Source organism: Rhodococcus opacus (genome assembly GCF_012396235.1).
GTDB classification, from domain to species: Bacteria; Actinomycetota; Actinomycetes; order Mycobacteriales; family Mycobacteriaceae; genus Rhodococcus_F; species Rhodococcus_F opacus.
In genome coordinates this window covers 288,732-308,430 of the sequence record NZ_JAAXPA010000004.1, presented here as the reverse complement: position 1 = coordinate 308,430, position 19,699 = coordinate 288,732, and the positions used below count along the sequence as shown (strand labels likewise).

Here is a 19,699-nt window from a genome sequence, read left to right as displayed (position 1 = left end):
GGTTTCGCGCCGACGCCTACTTCAGCAGCCGCGACATCCGGCGGTCGGCGAGCACCTTGCCTCCGGTCTGACACGTCGCGCAGTACTGAAAAGACTTCTCCGCGAACGACACTTCCCGGACGGTGTCGCCGCAGACGGGACAGGGGAGGCCGGTCCGGGCGTGCACTCGCATCCCGGATCGCTTCTCCCCCTTCAGCCGCGCCGCGTCCTGGCCGAGCGACCTCTGGACGGCGTCGCTGAGCACCGACCGCATCGCGTCGTACAGCACGTGCACCTGGTCCTCCGGCAGGGTGCGGGACGTGGCGAACGGGGAAATTTTTGCGGTGTGCAGGATTTCGTCGGAGTACGCGTTGCCGACCCCGGCGAGCAGCGACTGGTCGACGAGCGCATTCTTGATGCGCGCCGACGTGGTGGACAGCAGCGCCGCGAACTCCGGTTCGGTGACGGCGAGGGCGTCGGGTCCGAGCCGGGCAACCCCCTCCACCTCCTGAGGGTCGTGCACCACCCACACCGCGAGCCGCTTCTTGGTGCCCGCCTCGGTCAGGTCGAACGCCGGCGTCGCGCCCTCCGGGGTGAAGAAATGCACCCGCAGCGCCAGCGGGCCCTTCCCCGGTTTCGGCGGCGCCGCCGACGGGTTGTCGGTCCAGCGCAGCCAGCCCCCACGCGAGAGGTGGGTGACGAGCCACAACCCGGAGCAGTCGAGTGCGAGGTGCTTGCCGAACCGGGCCGCGCCCGTCACGTCGCGGCCCTGCAGGTCGGTGATCGGGGGGTCGAACGTCTTCAGCACGCTCAGGGCCGCCACGTCCACTCGGCCGACGACCGCTCCCACGGCGTGTTCACGCAGGAACTCGGCTAACGCCTCCACCTCGGGCAGCTCGGGCATGGTCCCAGGCTAACGGTAGGTGAGCGCCGAAGTGTGCTCCTCCGCGCTTTCTCACTCACCTGCGGAGGAGATAGGTGTCCATGATCCAGCCCTTGCGTTCGCGCAATTCGGCGCGCACCCGCTGGATCTCGTCCTCGACGTCGCGCAGGCGACCGGAGATCAGCACCTCGTCGGGTGTGCCGAGGTAGGCGCCCCACCAGATCTGGACGTCGTCGCCGGGGACCTGGGTGAACGTGCAGTGAGCGTCGAGCATGACCACGGCGTTGTCGACACCGTCGGGCAGACCCTCGGCCAGCCGCCTGCCGGTCGTGATGTGCACGGGTTCGCCGATCCGGTTGAGCACGATCCGGTGCTGCGCGGCCAGCGACTGCACACTGGTGACGCCGGGGATCACCGAGTAGTCGAACGACACGTTGCCGCGGGCGAGCACCCGCTCGACGATCCGCAGCGTGCTGTCGTAGAGCGACGGATCACCCCACACGAGGATCGCCCCGACCCCCGGCTCGGACGCGAACTCGGCCTCGAACAGTGCCGCCCGGCGCTCGTGCCAGTCGTCGACCACGCCCTCGTAGTCGGACGGCGTGCGGTCGCGGGGCGGATCGACGATGTCCACGACGCGGTACGGGCCGGTGACGTGCTCCTCGAGGATCGTAGTGCGGAGATCGACGAGGTCCTGCTTCTCGTCGCCCTTGCCGATGACGAAGAACACATCGGCCTTGTTCATCGCCTTGATCGCCTGGACCGTCACCTGGTCGGGGTCGCCGGCGCCGATGCCGATCACGAAGAGTTCACGCATGGGCGCAGGCTATCGCTCGTGCGCCTTTCCGGTTGTTCCAGCTACCGAAAAGGCGCACGGGCGCGAAGCGCCTAAACTGGACGCCGTGACTGTGCCGACCCCGTACGAAGACCTGCTCCGACTCGTCATGGACACGGGCACCCCGAAGGCAGACCGCACCGGGACCGGCACGAAGAGCGTCTTCGGTCATCAGATGCGCTGGAACCTCGCGGACGGGTTTCCGCTGATCACCACGAAGAAGGTGCACCTCAAGTCGATCGTGTACGAACTGTTGTGGTTCCTGCGCGGCGATTCCAACGTGAAGTGGCTCCAGGACAACGGCGTCACGATCTGGGACGAGTGGGCGGACGCGGACGGTGAACTGGGCCCGGTGTACGGCGTGCAGTGGCGCAGCTGGCCGACCCCGTCGGGCGAGCACATCGACCAGATCACCCAGACCATCGAGACGCTGAAGTCGAACCCCGACTCGCGTCGCATCATCGTGTCGGCGTGGAACGTCGGCGACATCCCGCAGATGGCGCTGGCGCCGTGCCACGCGTTCTTCCAGTTCTACGTCGCGGACGGCAAGCTGTCGTGCCAGCTGTACCAGCGCAGCGCCGACCTGTTCCTGGGCGTGCCGTTCAACATCGCGAGTTACGCGCTCCTCACCCACATGGTGGCGCAGCAGGCCGGGCTCGAAGCGGGCGACTTCATCTGGACGGGCGGCGACTGCCACATCTACGACAATCACGTCGACCAGGTCACCGAGCAGTTGAGCCGGGAGCCGTTGCCGTATCCCACGCTGAAACTGCACAAGCGGGATTCGATCTTCGACTACACCTTCGAGGACGTGGAGATCGTCGACTACCGGCACCACCCCGCCATCAAGGCGCCGGTGGCCGTCTAGTGGCGGCGCGGCAGGTCAAGCTGGTCTGGGCACAGGGCGTCGGCGGCGTCATCGGTCGCGACAACACGATCCCGTGGCACGTCCCCGAGGACATGGCGTACTTCAAGAAGGTGACGCAGGGGCACCCGGTGATCATGGGCCGCAGGACGTGGGACTCGCTGCCCCCGAGGTTCCGGCCCCTGCCCGGGCGGCGCAACATCGTGATCAGCCGTCAGCCCGACTGGACCGCGGAGGGTGCCGAGTCCGCCGACGGGCTCGACTCCGCACTCGCGCTCACCGACGAGGACGTCTGCGTCATCGGCGGCGCGCAGATCTACACGGCGGCAATGCCGTTCGCCACGCAGCTACTGGTCTCCGAGATCGACGTCACGATCGGCGGCGACGCCTGGGCACCCCCGATCGACGACTCCTGGCACGCGCAGGACACCGGTGAGTGGCTCACGTCGGCGAAGAACGGCACCCGGTACCGGTGGATCACCTACACCCGGGCATTACCTGCGAGGTAATTGAGAGCATTCGGCTTCGGCGCCAACGGCGTCGCCTACCTCGCCGCCGCCACCGTGCTCGACGACGTCCTCGGCCCGACAGCCGGCTTCCTTCGTGCCATCGGCGTCTTTCTGCTCGTCTTCACCGCCGGGGTGTGGGCGGTGAGCGTGCCGGACCGTCCCGCGCCGGCCGCGGTGGACGCCGTCGTCCTCGCGAACGTCGTCTGGGGTGCTGCTGCAGGCCGTGGTGGTCGGCGCGTTCGCCGCGGCGCAGGGCTGGGCCCTCACCCGGCGCTGACCGACGCCCCCTTTGCCGCCGCACCGTTACCCCATTCGACGGGTGACGGTGCGCGCAGTGGTTCATACTCACCTCATGGACAAGAAGTCACTGACCGCCCTTGCCCGTCAGCAACTGAAGTTGGCAGGCGGGACGTCCAGCGGCCGCAGTTCGCAGACCGTGTACGGCGGACATCGGCGCAGCCTCCGACAGACCGTCATCGCCTTGGCCGCGGGTCAGAAGATGGCCGAGCACGAGAGCCCGGGCGAGGCCACCCTGTTCATTCTCAGCGGCAAACTGAACCTCGTGTCCGGCGAGGACTCGTGGAAGGGTTCCACCGGCGATCTGCTGGTCCTTCCGACCGATCGGCACAGCGTCGAGGCGATCGAGGACGTCGCGTTCCTGCTCACCGTCGCCATGTGACGGCCGGTTCGCGGACACCGCGGGCCACCACCGCTCGCCGGTATCGTCGGTACCGGCACGCACAGCAGTGGAGACGCAGGAGAACGCATGACCGAATCCCAGCCGGTGATCGAGGTGGCCGTCGCCGCGGCGCCCTCGGTGGTGTGGCAGGCCCTGCGCGACCCGGAGTTGATCCGACGCTGGCACGGCTGGGACTACGCCGGCCTGGCCGACGAGATCAGGGAAATCTACTTCGACGACGTGACCGAGGACGCCGCCGCCTGCACCCTCGCCCTGAACGGCGCCGACACGTTCAGCCTCCACGAGCACGAGGGCACCACACTGGTGCGAATCACCCGCCCGGCCCGCAGCGGCGACCCCGCCGCGGACGACTGGTACGACGACGTCACCGAGGGCTGGACCACGTTCCTGCAGTTCCTCAAATTCGGCATCGAGCGGCACGGACTCGACGAGCGTCGCACGCTGTTCCTCGAAGGCCCGGTCGCGGAGGGTGATTCGGCGCGGCACCTGCTCGGCCTCGACAAGCTCGAGGGCATGACGGTCGGCGATCATTTCACCGTGGTCGCCGAGACGGGCGATCTGCTGCACGGGGTGGTGTGTTTCGTGGGCGAACACCAGACCGCGGTGAGTGTCGACGACCTCGGCCCGGGACTGTTGCAGTTCGGCGAGCAGCCCGTCAACGCGGCACGTCCCCACGGCGGTGCGCAGATCCTGCTGGCGGCCTACGACCTGGACGACGAGGAGTGGGCCGAACTCGACGAGCGCTGGAGAGAGTGGTGGCAGGCCCGGCCGGGGGCCGAACCTGCCACCTGAGTTCTCGAACGGTCAGGCGAGCACGGTGCCCAGCGTGGGCCACCAGATCGTGCTCTTGACGACGTTCGGTCCCACCTGGTGGTTCAGCGAGCCGTACACGGCCGCCACGACCAGACCGCTGCCGAGCCCGGCCACCGGCGGCGAGGAGACGACCGTGGGAACCGCGACGTTGTTCTGGTCCAGCTTCACGATGCCGCTGGCACCGGTGGCGAAGCTGTAGTAGACGACGTCGAGTTCGGCGCCGGTCTGGTCGTTCGCGATGACGCCCGGTCCGCCGAAGAATCCGAAGCGGAACTGGTTGCTCATGTTGGTCGCCACGCCCGCTCCGTACAGCTGTCCGAGGACCGGACCGCCCTGCCCGGTGTCGGAGTACGCGGGGATCTGGAAGATCTGGCCCGGAAGGGCGATGTTCGTCGCCGCGGTGTCGGTCGGCGACGCGGCGAGTCGCTCGATGGCGGCCTCGGCCTCGGGGTTACCGGCGGCGACGGTGCGCAGCTTCGCGATCGCGGTGGCCGGGTCGACGACGGGAGCGGAATCTGCGGGCTGCGCCGACACGACGCCGGTGAACATCATCGTCGCTGCCACTGCAGCGGTCAGACCTGCCGCGACCCGTCGTCCGAAGTGCCGTCGATTCATTCTTCTTCTCCCTCGTCACGTCAGTGGGTAAGCATTAGTTCGAATGAGTAAACACTCGCGCCCTTATCGACGCCGCGGTTCGCGGCGTTACGCCGCCTCCGGACCTATGCTGCAGACATGGGACCGGACGGTGGGCACGAGGCGAGGATCAGTGAGTTCCGGGAGGGGCTCGCCGCCGTGGTCCCCACCCGCCGAAGTCTGCAGCGCCTGTTCGAGGCGGTCCTCGTGGTCGGTTCGGGACTCGAGCTGGATTCCACCCTGCAGCGCATCGTCACGTCGGCCACCTCCCTGCTCGACGCCCGGTACGGCGCGCTCGGTGTCCACGCCCCCGACGGGGGCCTGTCGGAGTTCGTCTACGAGGGCATCACGCCGGAAGGGCGTGCGCACATGGGTCACCTGCCCGAAGGCCGTGGGCTGCTGGGACTGCTGATCCACGACCCCCGCCCGGTGCGACTCGCCAACCTGGCCGATCATCCGGGGTCGATCGGCTTCCCGCCCAATCATCCACCGATGAAGAGCTTTCTGGGTATGCCGATCATGATGCGGGGCAAGGTTTTCGGAAGCATCTATCTCACCGAGAAACTGAGCGGTCCCGAGTTCACCGACGAGGACGAGGTGATCCTGCGCGCGCTCGCGACCTCGGCAGGAGTGGCGGTCGAGAATTCGCGGCTGTTCGAGGAATCGCGGACGCGGGAGCGGTGGTTGACGGCCGTCGCGGCGATCACGTCCCGGCTGATGGTCGGCGGATCACTCGACGAAACACTCCACACACTCGCCGCCGAGGTACGCGAACTGTCCAGCGGCGACGAGGTCTACATCGTCGTCACGCTCGGCGAGGGCGCAGTGGTCGGGGCGGACAGCACGGTGCGGCCGCTGCGCGACAGCTTCCGCATCGCCACCCAGGCCGAGCCGTTCGCCGAAGTGCTGCGTTCCCGCACTCCCGCACTGCTGACGGGGCTCGACGGTCTGGCACCGTTCTCCGCCGAGGCGGGCCGGGCCGCGGTGCTGCCGTTGTCGACGGCGTCGGGGGTCGGCGGGGTCCTGGTGGTCACGGCGCGCGGCAACACTGCGTGGGATCCGGACGAGGTCGCCCGGCTCGAATCGGTGGCCGACCTGGCTGCCGTCGCGGTGGAATTCTCCGATCAGCAGAGCAAACAACGGCTGCTGTCGGTGCTCGCCGACCGTGACCGGATCGCGCGTGACCTGCACGACAACGTCATTCAGCGATTGTTCGCCACCGGCATGAGCCTGCAGAGCACGCACGCGGTCGGAGACGTCCCGGACGGCGTGCGCTCCATCGTGGCCACCGCGGTCGAACAACTCGATCGCACGGTGCGCGAGATCCGCACCACCATCTTCGATCTGCAGGCCACCGGCATCGCATCCGCGACGAGTCTGCGCCGTCGCCTCCTCGACGTGATCGGCGACCTCACCTCCCAGTCACCGATCGCGCCGAACGTACAGTTCTCCGGCGCCATCGACACTCTCGTGCCCAGCCGCATCCACCAGCACGCGGAGGCGGTGCTGCGGGAAGCCCTGAGTAATGCGCTGCGGCACGCGCGGGCCACCACCATCGACATCTCGGTGGCCGCCGGGGACGACCTCACCGTTACGGTCGCGGACGACGGCATCGGGATCGCCGACGGCGCCCGGCGCAGCGGACTGGACAACCTCGATCGGCGCGCCGAGCACTGCGGCGGCGCCTGCACCGTCGACGCCGAGTGCGGCGGAACCGTCGTCACCTGGCGTGTTCCGTTGACGTGATGAAGAATTCAGCGCTGGTTGCGTAGTTCGGTGGCCAGCACGGCCGCCTGCGTGCGTCGTTGCATCCCAAGTTTGGACAACAGCCGCGACACGTAGTTCTTGATCGTCTTCTCGGCGAGGAAGAGCCGCTCCGCGATCTCCCGGTTGGTGAGCCCCTCGCCGATCAACTCGAACACGGCGCGTTCCTGCTCGGACAGTTCCGCCAGGGGGTCTTCCCGGCGCGCGGACCTGATCCGGTTCATCAGCGCCGACGTCGCCCTGCTGTCGAGCAGCGAACCGCCCTCCCCCACCGTTCGCACGGCGGCGACCAGGTCGGTGCCAAGGATCTGTTTGAGGACGAATCCGGACGCTCCGGCCATGATGGCGTCGAACAGCGCCTCGTCGTCCGAGTACGACGTGAGCATCAGGCACCGCAGTTCGGGCAGAGCCGCGCGGAGGTCCCGGCACAGTTCGACACCGTTGCCGTCGGGCAACCGGACGTCGAGCACGGCGACGTCGGCGCCGCAACCCGGGATGCGCGCCATCGCCTCGCCGACGGACGCGGCCTCCCCGACCACCTCGAGGTCGGGCACGCTGCCGAGTAGATCGACCAGGCCTCGTCGCACGATCTCGTGGTCGTCGACCAGGAACACCCGCGTGGTCATGTCTGCACCTCCACCGTCTTCTCCTCGAACCGTACCGCGCCGGCGACCGGAGCCCACCCCTCCGGGACCTCTCCCCCACGCATTGGGGACCTTCGACCCAAGCGCAGGCGCCGCGGTGCGCGGAAAGCTGAGGATGCGGGGGAACACCCGGACACCACAAGTGGAGGTCGCGATGAACAGCTGGTCGCTCAGTGACATCGAGGTGGTCTCCCGCGCCATCGTCTCGGCCCCGTCGATCCACGACACCCAGCCGTGGGACCTGCGGCTCGACGGCAGCTGCGCGGAGATCAGCGAACGTCGCGGCTTCACGGACACGCCGCGCGCCGACCGCGTGATCTCGTGCGGCGCGGGCGTCGCGAACGTGGAGCTCGCGTTGCGGGCGCTCGGCAGGAAGATCGAGACCGACCTGCTGCCCGATCCCCGCAGGCCCGACCTCGTCGCGTCCGTTCGGGCCGTGGGCACGGCCTCGCCGTCGAGTACCGAGCTGAGGCTGTTCTCCGCCATGGCTCGCCGCCGGAGTCATCGAGAAGCGTTCGTCGACATACCGGTTCCCGCAGCAACCATTGACGACATCATCCGCGCGGCGGCGACGGAGGGCGTCCGCGCCCGGCTGCTCGCCGCGGACGAGGCGCCCGCGCTCGCCGACGTGCTCCTCTATTCCGCTGACCGGGTTCGGCAGGAACCCGGTCACCAGCGCGACCTCTTCCCGTGGACGTCGCACTGGCTGCCGCAGGGCGGTCACGAGTCGGTCGACACGATCCGCACCGTCGTCACCCGCGGCGTCCCCGATTCGGCACGCCTCGCCGCGGCGATCGAGGGCGAGACCGTCCTCGTGTTCGTCTCGGACACGCAGGAGTCGATCGACCTGGTCCGCACCGGAATCGCGGTCGAACGAGCGTGGCTGACCGCAGTCGACGCCCGCCTGGGCGCCTCCATCCTCTCCCACCCGCTGCGCGTCGACGATTCGGCGCGTCGCCTCGCACATCGACTCGACGTGCCGGGCCATCCACAGCTGATCCTGCGAATCGGATACTGACAGACCAGAAACGGAGTGCCCTTGTGAGCCGCGTACTCACGGACCGCGAACTGCTGCACGAACTCGAGGACGTCGCCGAGGACAACGTCAACCGCCACCTGGCCATGGCGAAGGCCTGGCATCCCCACGACTACGTTCCGTGGGACGACGGCCGCAACTTCGCGGCGCTGGGCGGGGAGGACTGGGATCCGGAGCAGTCCCAGCTCAGCGACACCGCGCGGGCGGCGATGATCACCAATCTGCTGACCGAGGACAACCTGCCGTCCTACCACCGCGAGATCGCCCAGCACTTCTCACTCGACGGCGCCTGGGGCACGTGGGTGGGCCGGTGGACCGCGGAGGAGAACAAGCACTCCATCGTGATGCGGGACTATCTGGTCGTGACGCGAGGGGTCGACCCGGTAGCGCTCGAGCAGGCTCGAATGGACCACATGACACAGGGCTTCGATCCCGGTGGCGGGTCCATGCTGGATTCGGTGTCGTACGTGACGTTCCAGGAACTGGCCACCCGGGTGTCGCACCGGAACACGGGTAAGGCGTGCGGTGATCCGATCGCGGACCGGATGCTCGCCCGGGTGGCGGCCGACGAGAACCTGCACATGATGTTCTACCGCAACATCGTCGGTGCCGCCCTGGACGTCGCACCCGACCAGGCCATTGCCGCGATCCACAAGGTGGTGACCAACTTCCAGATGCCCGGTGCGGGCATGCACAATTTCCGCCGCAACGCGGTCCTGATCGCGAAGGGCGGCATCTACGACCTGCGCCAGCATCTCGACGACGTCGTCCTACCGGTGCTCCGGAAGTGGAACATGTTCGAGCGTAACGATTTCGGACCGGACGGTGAACGCTGCCGCGAGGAACTGGCGGTGTTCCTGCAGAGCATGGAAGCCAAGGCCGCCCGGTTCGAGGAGTCGCGGGATCGCGCGCTCGCCCGCGAAGCCCGGCGCGGCGGGCGCGTCGCGGCCCGCTAACGCACCTCGAAGACCAGCGGGAACCGCGACGCGGCGTCGTCGAGTTCGGGTGCCGGAGCCCCCTTCAGGAAGCGGTCGAACATCCCTGCCACGAGGTCGTTGGTCGTGTCGACCACCTCCTGGCGGGGAGCCGTGCCGAGGCTGAAACCGGCTGGCAGGCGGATTCGAGTAGTCGTCGCCCCCAGAACCTGTCCCGACCTTCGGGCTCTCCGCGTGACGCGAGTTGAGCACGCTGAGCAGTGGAGTGCCGGGATCCTGGGAGACGATCGGGCTCGCCGTGTTCGCGTACAGGAGCGCTCCGTCGACATTGACCCCGGCGTCCACCCGCGGATCGTCGAGGAGGACCTGCGTGGTGGTGGCCCCGCCGATCGAATGACCGAACATCCCGATCCGGTCGGGATCGACGGCCCCGGGGAGACCGTCCGGCAACAGCCCGCCGATCCCGTCGGGGTCGTCACCGCGGGAGAGGGATTCGACGGTGTCGACGACGAAACTCGCATCCTCCACCCGGGTGTCGAGCGCCTTCTTCTGGGTGTCGGCGGCGTACGGGTCGGTGATCTGTGACGTGACGACGCGGCCGTTCGGGAACACCGTCGCGAGGGCCTCACCCGTGTGGTCCATGCTGATCACCACGTAGCCGCGGCTCGCGAGATCCTCGGCGGCGATCGTGTACAACGTCCGCGGCGCATGGAAGCCCGGCGAGAAGAGGACGACGGGAAGCGAGCGGGGAAACCACTGAGCCGGCAACCAGTCCCCGGAGTATGAGGGTTGCCTTCACTCGAGCCTCCTCTGCGAAGTCGAGCGAAGGCTACCGCACCATCGTCGCGATCGGGGGTGCTAGCTTTCCGGCCTGACGATCATCACCGGGCAATCCGCGGTGTGGAGCAACGCATTGCTGGTGGAGCCCAGCAGCATTCCCGTGAAGCCACCCCGGCCGCGGCTGCCCACGACGATCAGCTGCGCCTTCTCGGCGAACTCGCTGAGCACCCGCACCGGGCGGTCCCGCGCGACGACGCGTTCGACCGTCACATCGGGGTACCGCTCCTGGTACCCGGCCAGGCGCTCCGACAGCACCACTTCTTCGCCCGTCTGGATGCTGCTCCACAGCGGGTCCTCCGGGCTGGCGCCGAGTGACGGCTGCACACTGACATCGCTCCACACGTTGACCGCGACCAGGCTCGCTCCGCGGGCGGCGGCCTGCTCGAATGCCACTTCCACCGCCGCCTTGCTGCTTTCCGAGCCGTCGATGCCGACCACGATCGGCCCCTCGGTCGGTGGCTGCCCGTCCATGGTCCGCCCCCGCACGACCACCAGCGGGCAATGACCGTGCGCCGCGACCGCGGAGGTGGTGGAACCGACCAGCAGACCGGTGAACTCACCGTGCCCGCGCGAACCGAGCACCACCATGTGCGCGTTCGCGGAGAGCTCGATGAGTGTCTGGCTCACCTTGCCCTCGTGCTGTTCGGTGGTGATGTCGAGCGGCTCGTCCACCGTCTGCTTGGCGTGCACCCGCGCGCTGCCGAGCCGGGCCTTCGCCGTGTCCTCGAGTTCTTCCTTGAAGCTCTCGGCCAGGTACGGCTCGGTGTAGTAGAAGGCAGGAATGTGCACCACTGTCACGATGTGCAGCGGGAGCGACAGTGCGGCGGCGGCGCGAGCAGCCCACGCCACGGCGGCCGAGGCCGCCTCGGATCCGTCCACACCCACGACGATCGGCTTGATTCCGGTCATGGTCACCTTTCCTGATTCTTCCGGCTGGGCACTGCTGGGGTTCGCGGGGCTACCCGCAGATCTTGCGGAGCTTCTCGACCAACGCGACGCGTCCCGCACGATCCGCGGCGAGCGGGGTGACGGTGAGCGTGGTGACCCCGGACTCGGCGAAGGCGGCCACCCGCTCCGCGACGTAGCTCTCCGGACCGATCAGCGACACGGCCCGCACCAGATCGTCCGGCACCGCGGCGGCGGCCTCGTCCTTCTTGCCCGACAGGTAGAGGTCCTGGATGGTCTCGGCTTCCTTCTCGTAGCCGTACCGGACCGCGAGGTCGTTGTAGAAATTCTTGCCCTTCGCGCCCATGCCGCCGATGTACAGCGCGAGCCCGGGGCGGACCCAGTCGAGCATGTGCTCGACGTCGTCGCCGATGGCGAGGGCGGGCGACGCGAAGACCTGCAGCTCACCGAGGCTGGGGTCGCGCTTCGCCTTGCCCTTGGCCAGGGGCTCGCCCCACACGCTCGCCGCCTTCTCCGGGTGGTAGAAGATGGGTTCCCAGCCCTCGGCGATCTCGGCGGTCAGCTCCACGTTCTTCGGCCCGAGTGAGGCGATGACGATCGGGATGCGATCACGCACAGGGTGGTTGATGATCTTCAGCGGCTTGCCCAGCCCGGTGCCCTTCTCGGCGGGCAGCGGAATCTGGTAGTACTTACCCTGGAACTCGACCTTCTCGCGGCGCCACACCTTGCGGCAGATCTCGACGACCTCGCGGGTGCGCCCGAGCGGGGCGTCGTACTTGACGCCGTGAAAGCCCTCGATCACCTGCGGTCCGGAGGCGCCGAGGCCCATCACGAAGCGTCCGTCCGACACGAAGTCGAGGCCGGCGGCCGTCATGGCGGTCAGGCTGGGCGTGCGGGTGTAGATCTGGAAGATCCCGGACGCGAGTTCGAGTGTCGTGGTCTTGGCGGCGAGGTAGCCGATCTGGCTCACCGCGTCGAACGAGTAGGCCTCGGGCACGAACGCGATGTCGAGTCCGGCTTTCTCCAGGTCGGCCACCTCCTCGACCGTCTCGGCGAAACCGCCGCTGTAGTTCAAGCCCATACCAATGCGCACGTCGTTCCCCAATCCTGGCGTTATCTGCAACCTGTTCCTGCTTCAACTCAGACACTACTGCGAGCAATGACGTCAGGGGCGTGCAGGCCTCACGACGACTACCGGGCAATGTGCCCCACCGACCAGGCTGTTGCTGGTCGATCCGAGCAGCATCCCCTTGAAACCTCCGCGCCCCCGGCTGCCGACCACCAGCAGTTGCGCCTTCTTCGACCACTCGAGCAATCGCGCCCGCGGATTGTCGATGTAAACCTCCCGGGTGACCCGCACATCGGGGTACTTCTCCTGCCAGCCGGCGAGGCTCTCGGCGAGAACGGCGTGTTCGTCCTCCTCGAGCCCCTGCGGCACCAGCGCCGCGGCCCGCGGGTCCTCGAACGCTGCCGGTCCGAGGTCGCTCCAGACGTGGACGGCCACCAACGGCGCGTTCCGCAGCGACGCCTCCTGGAAGGCCACCGAGATCGCCCGCTCACTGGTGGGGCTGCCGTCGACGCCGACCACGACGGGTCCGTCGGCGTGGGCGTCGCCGCGGACCACGACGACCGGGCAGTGGGCGTGACTGGTGACGTTGATCGCCGTGTTCCCGAGCAGTGCGGTGGCTGCCGCTCCGGACCCGGACGCGCCGACCACCACGATCCGGGCGTTCTCGGACAGGTCGACGAGCCACTGGGCACTGCTGCCGATCGACAGTTCGGTGTGGACGTCGATGATGGGATTGACCGCGAACGCCTGCTCCTGCGCCTCGGCGAGAATCGCCTTGCCACTCGCTTCGACCCACTCGTACACGCCGCCCGAATCCATGTAGGGACCGCCGAACCCGTACGGAGCGAAGTCGAGTGCGTGGATGATCTTCAGGTTCAGTCCACGTTCGGTGGCCAGTTCGGCGGCCACCCGAACAGCGGACTTCGAGGTGTCCGATCCGTCGACACCGACGACGACGCTGTTGCGGTCCCGTGTGCTCATGACTTCACACTATCCCCGGCCTCCGCTTCGCGTCTGCCGCCCTTCGCCTTTCGACGAGGGACTTAAGTCCCCACCATCTCGGGCTCTCCGCCCGTAGCCGTGACGGCCGACTTCGGCGATGATGAAAAGATGGAGTGGTCTGTCCAGCGCGAAACTGACTGGGCCACTGCATTTTCCGCTCAGATTCTGCCGGGAGCGACGTCGGTCACAAATTTGGTATCCGAGATGAGAATTAAAGTACCTTCGGGTCATGCAACTCACACAGTTCACCGACCTCGGACTGCGGGTGGTCATGCGACTGGCCGTCGCCGGGGACGGCGAACGACCGGGGAGCCGGGCGATCGCCGAGGAACTGTCGGTCTCGTACACCCACGCCGCCAAGGTGATTACCCGGCTGGGTGAGCTCGGCATCGTCGACGCACGCCGGGGACGCGCGGGCGGTCTGGCCATCACCGAACTCGGGCGCACCGCCTCCGTCGGCTGGCTCGCCCGCCGACTCGAAGGCGATTCGGAGGTCGTCGACTGCGACGGCGCCCAACCGTGCCCGCTGCGATCGGGGTGCCTGCTGCGGTCGGCGCTGCGACGCGCACAGAATGCGTTCTTCGAGTCGCTGGACGCCCTCACGATCGAAGACCTCACCCGGTCCCCCACCGGAACCGTGCTGCTCGCCCTCCCGCGAGTATCTGCCGCCACAACTTCCCAGATTTCTCGAACGATCGGAGAATGACATGCTCTCGCCCACCTCGACGGACGTCATCCGCGCCACCCTGCCCGTGGTCGGCGCCGCGATCTCGGACATCACGACGCTGTTCTACCGCAAGCTGTTCGACGCGCACCCCGAACTCGAACGAGACCTGTTCAACCGCGGAAATCAGAAGCAGGGCGAACAGCAGAAAGCGCTGGCCGGGGCCATCGCCGCGTTCGCGGCCCTCCAACTCGAGCCCGATCAGGCGCGCGTCGACCTCATCCTGTCGAGGATCGCGAACAAGCACGCCTCACTGGGGATCGAGCCCGCGCAGTACGCGATCGTGCACACACACCTGTTCGCGGCCATCGTCGAGGTCCTCGGCGACGCCGTCACTCCCGAGGTCGCTGCGGCCTGGGACGAGGTGTACTGGCTGATGGCGGAGACCCTGATCGCGATGGAGGCCGGGCTCTACGCCTCGGCGGGAGTGACGGTCGGGGACGTGTGGCGGGACGTGCGGGTCCGCGAGCGCCGCCACGAGTCCGCCGACACGGTCTCGTTCGTGCTCACCTCCCTCGACGGCTCGCCGCTTCCGTCGTTCGCTCCGGGGCAGTACCTGTCCGTGGCGGTACACCTGCCGGACGGCGCGCGACAGATCCGCCAGTACAGCCTGTCGTCGGCCCCGTCGCGCGGCGACTGGAGGATCTCGGTGAAACGAGCGGGCGAGGTGTCGAACTTCCTCTACCAGAACGTCTTCGAAGACGACGTCCTCGCGGTGTCGACGCCGTTCGGCGATCTCGTCCTGCAGGACGACGACGCTCCGCTGCTGCTCGTGTCCGCGGGCATCGGGTGCACGCCGATGATCGGGATGCTCAGCCACCTCGCGGACACCGAGGACAGCCGACCGATCTCGGTACTCCACGCCGACCGGTCCGCCAGCAGTCACGCGCACCGCGCGGAGCTGACCGAACTGGTGGAACGCCTGCCGTTCGCGGTGATGCACCGCTGGTACGAAGACCTGGGCGCCCGCCGGCCCGAGGGCAGCCTGCGCGAGGGACGGGCCGACCTCGGTGAGGTCACGATCGCGCCCGGTACTCGCGCCTACCTGTGCGGTCCGTTGCCGTTCATGCTCGGAATGCGGGAGGCGCTCCTCGCGAAGGACGTGCCCGCCGAGAACATCCACTACGAGGTGTTCGGTCCGGACAGCTGGTCGGCCACCGTGTGAGAGCCACGGCGGCGCCGTTCACACCGGCCAGGTGTGGACGGGGCTGCCCTCACGCATGTTCTCCACGTACTGACGCAGCATGGCGGCCAGGGCTTCCGGCCGGCTCAGACCGGCGTTCTCGTGCCGGACCACCTGTGCACGCTGCCACGACGCCCCCGTCTGCCGGGTGACGCACCGGCCCTCGATGACGCTCAGGTAGCGGTCGCGGGCCTTGGCGGACAGCCCGAACGCGGCGAGCCCCTCGTCGGCGATCGGCAGCAGCCGCCGCAGGACGAGCTCGTCGGCGCCCGCGAACCCGACACCGGGCCAGTACAACTCGGCGTCCATGCCGTACTTCGCGCCGGCGTGCAGGTTCTCCTCGGCCGCATTGAACGACATGTGCGACCAGACGGGCCGATCCGATTCGACGAGCCCGCGCAGCGCGCCGTAGTAGAACGCGGCGTTCGCCATCGTGTCGAGCACAGTCGGGCCCGCGGGCAGCACCCGGTTCTCGATCCGCAGGTGCGGCTTGCCGTCGTCGCTGTCGTATACCGGGCGGTTCCACCGGTAGATGGTGCCGTTGTGCATCTGCAGTTCGCTCAGGTCCGGTACCCGGCCCGCGTCGAGTTCGGCCGACGGGTCGACGTCGGACACCTCCGGCAGCAGTGCCGGGAAGTATCGCGAGTTCTCCTCGAACAGGTCGAAGACCGACGTGATCCACCGCTCCCCGAACCACACGCGGGGCCGCACGCCCTGGTTCTTGAGCTCCAGTGGACGCGTGTCGGTGGCCTGCTCGAAGATCGGGATGCGGGATTCGTGCCACAGCGCCTTGCCCGCCATGAACGGCGCGTTCGCGGCGAGGGCCACCTGGGCACCGGCCAGGCACTGCGCGGCGTTCCAGTGTGCGGCGAATTCGTCGGGCGCGACGCGCAGGTGCAGCTGCAGCGACGTGCATGCGGCTTCCGGGAGCACCGAATTGGCGTCCACCTTCAGCTGTTCGGCGAGCCGACCCTCGAGCGGCACACCCTCGAGGTCGAGTTCGATGTCCTCCCCCCGCGCGGCGAAGATCTGATCGTTGAGCTGCTCGTAGCGGGGATTCGCGGTGATCCACTCCCGGCCGAGGTGCTCGAGCTGCAGCGTCGGCAGCATGCCCACCATCACCAGCTGGGCGTCGTGCCCGTGGATCCGCGCGTCGGCGACGTGCAGCGACGCGCGCAGGGTGCGTTCGAGCTCGAACGTCCCCTCACCGATCAGGGGACCCGGCCGGACGTTCATCTCGACGTTGAACTGACCGAGTTCGGTCTGGAACACGGCGTCGTCGTCGATCGACTCGAGGACGGCGAGATTGGACATCGCGGGCGTCATGTCGGCGTGGACGAGATTGAACTCGATCTCCATACCCAGCATGGGCCTGGGCGGGTCGACCTCGTCGACGAACGCTCCCTCCCGCAGCATTCTCTCGAGCGCGTCGACGCACATGAGCACCTTCTGCCGGAACAGGCGCCGGTCTTCTCGGGTGAATGTCCGAGACGTCACTTCGCGACCCATACCACTCCCCAACTGCGCGTCGAACTGCGCTCACGGGGGAGCATATCCGTTCATCCCGCGCGAATGCGGGATGGCGGGCTAACCTCGAACCAGACGCTGGTGAGCGGAAGGACTTGAGATGACGCCTGATACCGACTCCAAGAAGAAACCAGAGTTCTCCGTGGGCACGCGCGTGAAAACGCGGCATTCGGCCGATCACGAACTGGCCGAGAAGAAGTGGCCCTTGGAGGCCGGCGTCATCGTCGACGATTTCGCCGGCGTCCAGGACATCAGCAACGATTCGTACGGCCGGGACTGGGCCGTCTCACGACGCTGGGCGATCGCCCTCGACAGCGGACCACTCGTGTTCCGCAACGACGACGACCTCGAGCCGGAATAGGCCCTTACGCGTTGGCGCCTGCGTCGCCCCAGGTGACGGACACGCCGCGATCCTGCAGCCAGCGCCCCGGATCGACCTTGTTTCCGTTCGCGTCGTGTACCTCGAAGTGCAGGTGCGGTCCGGTGGACTGGCCGCGGTTGCCGACGTGGGCGATTTCCTGCCCGGCGGTGACGCGCTGCCCCACGCTCACGGTGTAGTCGTTGACGTGTCCGTAGACGGTGACGGTTCCGTCGTCGTGCAGCAGACGCACCCACAGTCCGAAACCGGACGCCGCGCCGGCATCGATGACCTGGCCGTCGGCCGCCGCGAGCACCGAGGTGCCGATGGGCGCCGCGATGTCGATCCCGCCGTGGTGCGCTCCCCAGCGGGAACCGAAGTTGGAGGTCAGCTTGCCCGACACCGGCTGGACCGCGTGCGGCTTGACCGGGTTGACGTTGGACAGCCACTGCTGCGCCTGAGCGCCGAGGTCCGGGCCGCCGAGGTTCTGGGCGGCGGCACCGAGGTCTGCGGGCAGTTCGAAGCCGGCGGGGAGGACACCGGCCGGGATCTCGAACGGCAGGCCCGGCAGGGTCTGCGCGCCGCTCGTCTCGTGGGAGTCGACGGGGGCGGCAGCGGCGTTTCCGGCGCCCAACTGGGCTGCACCGACCACGATGGCTCCGGTGGCGGCCGCAACAGTCGCGGCCTTGATGCCCACACCCGCTCCGGTCTGCTGGTTGCGATGGCGTCCGCGCGCCGCGTCCGGATCGATCTCGAAGCGAATGGAAGACCCGTTCGCCCGGTGGTGGGAACCCACAGTAAATACCTCGTCAGTCGTCGGATTGCAGCTCTCCCCATCCGGGGTGGGCTCCTCTGTCTGGCGACGAATGTAACAAAACGGTATAGGTCCGCGCCACCGTTACCGAACGTTTATGTTCGGCGCTCCTCGAGCTCGGCCTTGAATGCGGCGTAGCGGGCGCGGTGCGGGGCACGCCGGCGGATCACCGCCCACGCGATCCCGAGCACGACGAACCATACCGGGGTGACGAGGAGAGCCTCGAGGGTGTCCGCCTCCTGGGTCAACGCCCAGATGAGAAACACGAAGAACGCCAGGACGACCCAGCACATCACCACACCGCCGGGCATCTTGAACTTCGACGCCTCGTGCAGTTCGGGTCGACGCTTCCGGTACACGATGTAGCTCGCCAGGATCATCGTCCACACGAACATGAACAGCACCGATGAGATTGTCGTCACAGTTGTGAACGCCTCGATGACGGAGTCGCCGGAGAACAGCAGTGCGATCGCCGACAGCAGGAAGGCGCACGAGAACATCAGCGCATTGGCCGGGACCTTGCGGGAGGAGAGCCGGCCGAGCCGGGCCGGCGCATCCCCCTCCTGCGCGAGGCCGTAGACCATCCGCGAGGTCGAATAGATGCCCGAGTTCGCCGAGGACGCCGCGGACGTCAGCACCACGAACTGGATGACCCCGGCCGCGATCCCCAGGCCGGCGAGGGTGAACATCGCCGTGAACGGGCTCTCCCCGGGGACGACCTCACGCCACGGCGTGACCGAGATGATCACGATCAGCGAGACCACATAGAACAGCAGGATGCGGATCGGGATCGAGTTGATGGCCTTCGGCAGGTTCTTCTCCGGGTCCTTCGCCTCGGCCGCGGTGGTGCCGACGAGCTCGATACCGACGAACGCAAAGACCGCGATCTGGAATCCGGCCACGAAGCCCATCGCCCCGGTCGGGAACATGCCGCCGTCGTTCCACAGGTTGTCGAAGCCGGCCTCGGACCCGTTGGGCGACGTGAAGTGCGTGAACACCATCACGAGTCCGACAACGATGAGGCTGACGATGGCGATGATCTTGATCAGCGCGAACCAGAACTCGGTCTCACCGAACGCCCGCACGGTCGGCAGGTTCAGCAGCAGCAGCGCCGCGATGGCGATCAGCGCCGGGATCCACAGCTGGAGGTCGGGCCACCAGTACTGCACGTAACCGGAGATCGCGATGATGTCGGCGATGCCGGTGACGATCCAGCAGAACCAGTACGTCCACCCGGTGAAGAACCCGGCCCAGGGGCCGAGCAGGTCGGCGGTGAAGTCGGAGAACGACTTGTAATGCAGGTTGGAGAGCAGCAGCTCGCCCATCGCCCGCATCACGAAGAACAGCATGAAGCCGATGATCATGTAGACGAAGATCACCGACGGTCCGGCCAGCGAGATCGTCTTCCCGGATCCCATGAAGAGACCCGTGCCGATTGCTCCGCCGATCGCGATCAGCTGGATGTGCCGGTTGGCGAGCTGCCTGGAGAGATGCGGCTCACCGGCCGGTCCCGTCCCTGAGCCATCACCCGGTTCCGATCCGATCGAGCCCGTCGAGGAAGTGCGGTCAGCCATGGAACACCTGCAACCCTTCTCAGTCCTTGCTGTCACCGTCCGAAAGCGTGGGTCACGTTACGCCGGGACCGCCCGCGCACCACGGTCGAGGACGGCATTCCGCATC

The 19,699-nt window shown here is 67.8% G+C and carries 20 protein-coding genes and 1 pseudogene; 10 read left to right on the top strand and 11 right to left on the bottom strand.

All coding sequences use genetic code 11. From position 1 onward, the window contains the following. Positions 1–16: 16 nt before the first annotated feature. Both HGB39_RS07460 and cobF read right to left on the bottom strand, forming a co-directional pair. On the bottom strand, positions 17–883 hold the full coding sequence (locus HGB39_RS07460; RefSeq protein ID WP_005562398.1) for an Fpg/Nei family DNA glycosylase: 867 nt from the start codon (positions 881–883) through the stop codon (positions 17–19). A gap of 55 nt (positions 884–938) precedes the next feature. Further along, entirely contained in the window at positions 939–1,679 is a 741-nt protein-coding gene (gene cobF, locus HGB39_RS07455; RefSeq protein WP_005562397.1) for a precorrin-6A synthase (deacetylating), read from the bottom strand. Positions 1,680–1,764: 85 nt separating this feature from the next. Here cobF and HGB39_RS07450 point away from each other — a divergent pair, with 85 nt between their 5' ends. The 4 genes from HGB39_RS07450 (at position 1,765) to HGB39_RS07430 (ending at position 4,563) form a co-directional block, all read left to right on the top strand. Next, positions 1,765–2,565: a thymidylate synthase gene (locus tag HGB39_RS07450; protein WP_005562396.1), complete on the top strand. Its 801-nt coding sequence runs from the start codon at positions 1,765–1,767 to the stop codon at positions 2,563–2,565. Further along, a complete protein-coding gene (locus tag HGB39_RS07445) occupies positions 2,565–3,071 on the top strand; it encodes a dihydrofolate reductase (protein ID WP_005562395.1) in 507 nt (168 codons plus the stop codon). The genes HGB39_RS07450 and HGB39_RS07445 overlap by 1 nt, the downstream gene beginning before the upstream one ends. 352 nt (positions 3,072–3,423) lie before the next feature. Then, positions 3,424–3,750 (top strand): cupin domain-containing protein, encoded by a 327-nt coding sequence (locus HGB39_RS07435; protein WP_005254209.1) that lies wholly within the window; start codon positions 3,424–3,426, stop codon positions 3,748–3,750. 87 nt (positions 3,751–3,837) lie between these two features. Continuing rightward, the gene (locus HGB39_RS07430) at positions 3,838–4,563 is read left to right on the top strand and encodes a hypothetical protein (RefSeq protein ID WP_005254210.1); all 726 of its coding nucleotides are present in this window, start codon (positions 3,838–3,840) and stop codon (positions 4,561–4,563) included. Between the two features lie 12 nt (positions 4,564–4,575). Here the strand turns inward: HGB39_RS07430 and HGB39_RS07425 are convergent, their stop codons facing one another. Beyond that, on the bottom strand, positions 4,576–5,199 hold the full coding sequence (locus HGB39_RS07425; RefSeq protein ID WP_005254211.1) for a hypothetical protein: 624 nt from the start codon (positions 5,197–5,199) through the stop codon (positions 4,576–4,578). 117 nt (positions 5,200–5,316) lie between these two features. Here HGB39_RS07425 and HGB39_RS07420 point away from each other — a divergent pair, with 117 nt between their 5' ends. Next, positions 5,317–6,963, top strand: a complete 1,647-nt coding sequence (locus HGB39_RS07420; protein ID WP_005562394.1) for a sensor histidine kinase — start codon at positions 5,317–5,319, stop codon at positions 6,961–6,963. Positions 6,964–6,971: 8 nt separating this feature from the next. On the opposite strand, the gene HGB39_RS07415 is transcribed toward HGB39_RS07420, so the two are convergent. Then, a complete protein-coding gene (locus HGB39_RS07415; protein WP_005254213.1) occupies positions 6,972–7,607 on the bottom strand; it encodes a response regulator transcription factor in 636 nt (211 codons plus the stop codon). 172 nt (positions 7,608–7,779) lie between these two features. On the opposite strand from HGB39_RS07415, the gene HGB39_RS07410 reads away from it, so the two are divergent. Then, positions 7,780–8,643 (top strand): nitroreductase family protein, encoded by an 864-nt coding sequence (locus tag HGB39_RS07410; protein WP_043787704.1) that lies wholly within the window; start codon positions 7,780–7,782, stop codon positions 8,641–8,643. A 23-nt stretch (positions 8,644–8,666) separates the two neighbouring features. Beyond that, a complete protein-coding gene (locus HGB39_RS07405; protein WP_064080039.1) occupies positions 8,667–9,617 on the top strand; it encodes an acyl-ACP desaturase in 951 nt (316 codons plus the stop codon). A 351-nt stretch (positions 9,618–9,968) separates the two neighbouring features. On the opposite strand, the pseudogene HGB39_RS40150 reads toward HGB39_RS07405, so the two are convergent. From HGB39_RS40150 to HGB39_RS07385, 4 genes and pseudogenes are all read right to left on the bottom strand, one after another. Continuing rightward, positions 9,969–10,292 (bottom strand): annotated as a pseudogene (locus HGB39_RS40150) (alpha/beta hydrolase); the annotation flags it as partial. Positions 10,293–10,454: 162 nt separating this feature from the next. Next, positions 10,455–11,345 (bottom strand): universal stress protein, encoded by an 891-nt coding sequence (locus HGB39_RS07395; RefSeq protein ID WP_005573598.1) that lies wholly within the window; start codon positions 11,343–11,345, stop codon positions 10,455–10,457. Between the two features lie 49 nt (positions 11,346–11,394). Beyond that, entirely contained in the window at positions 11,395–12,435 is a 1,041-nt protein-coding gene (locus tag HGB39_RS07390) for an LLM class F420-dependent oxidoreductase (protein WP_005573597.1), read from the bottom strand. Between the two features lie 72 nt (positions 12,436–12,507). Beyond that, a complete protein-coding gene (locus tag HGB39_RS07385) occupies positions 12,508–13,392 on the bottom strand; it encodes a universal stress protein (protein ID WP_005254220.1) in 885 nt (294 codons plus the stop codon). Between the two features lie 250 nt (positions 13,393–13,642). Here HGB39_RS07385 and HGB39_RS07380 point away from each other — a divergent pair, with 250 nt between their 5' ends. Then, a complete protein-coding gene (locus HGB39_RS07380; RefSeq protein ID WP_005573596.1) occupies positions 13,643–14,119 on the top strand; it encodes an RrF2 family transcriptional regulator in 477 nt (158 codons plus the stop codon). A gap of 1 nt (position 14,120) precedes the next feature. Beyond that, the gene (locus tag HGB39_RS07375; RefSeq protein WP_005254222.1) at positions 14,121–15,302 is read left to right on the top strand and encodes a globin domain-containing protein; all 1,182 of its coding nucleotides are present in this window, start codon (positions 14,121–14,123) and stop codon (positions 15,300–15,302) included. 18 nt (positions 15,303–15,320) lie between these two features. On the opposite strand, the gene HGB39_RS07370 is transcribed toward HGB39_RS07375, so the two are convergent. Beyond that, positions 15,321–16,829, bottom strand: a complete 1,509-nt coding sequence (locus HGB39_RS07370; RefSeq protein ID WP_005573594.1) for a glutamate-cysteine ligase family protein — start codon at positions 16,827–16,829, stop codon at positions 15,321–15,323. A 118-nt stretch (positions 16,830–16,947) separates the two neighbouring features. Here HGB39_RS07370 and HGB39_RS07365 point away from each other — a divergent pair, with 118 nt between their 5' ends. Then, positions 16,948–17,208 (top strand): hypothetical protein, encoded by a 261-nt coding sequence (locus tag HGB39_RS07365; RefSeq protein ID WP_005251602.1) that lies wholly within the window; start codon positions 16,948–16,950, stop codon positions 17,206–17,208. 4 nt (positions 17,209–17,212) lie between these two features. Here the strand turns inward: HGB39_RS07365 and HGB39_RS07360 are convergent, their stop codons facing one another. Continuing rightward, a complete protein-coding gene (locus tag HGB39_RS07360; protein WP_005254224.1) occupies positions 17,213–18,001 on the bottom strand; it encodes a M23 family metallopeptidase in 789 nt (262 codons plus the stop codon). 113 nt (positions 18,002–18,114) lie between these two features. Next, positions 18,115–19,593, bottom strand: a complete 1,479-nt coding sequence (gene cycA, locus HGB39_RS07355; protein ID WP_005573593.1) for a D-serine/D-alanine/glycine transporter — start codon at positions 19,591–19,593, stop codon at positions 18,115–18,117. Positions 19,594–19,699: the final 106 nt, after the last annotated feature.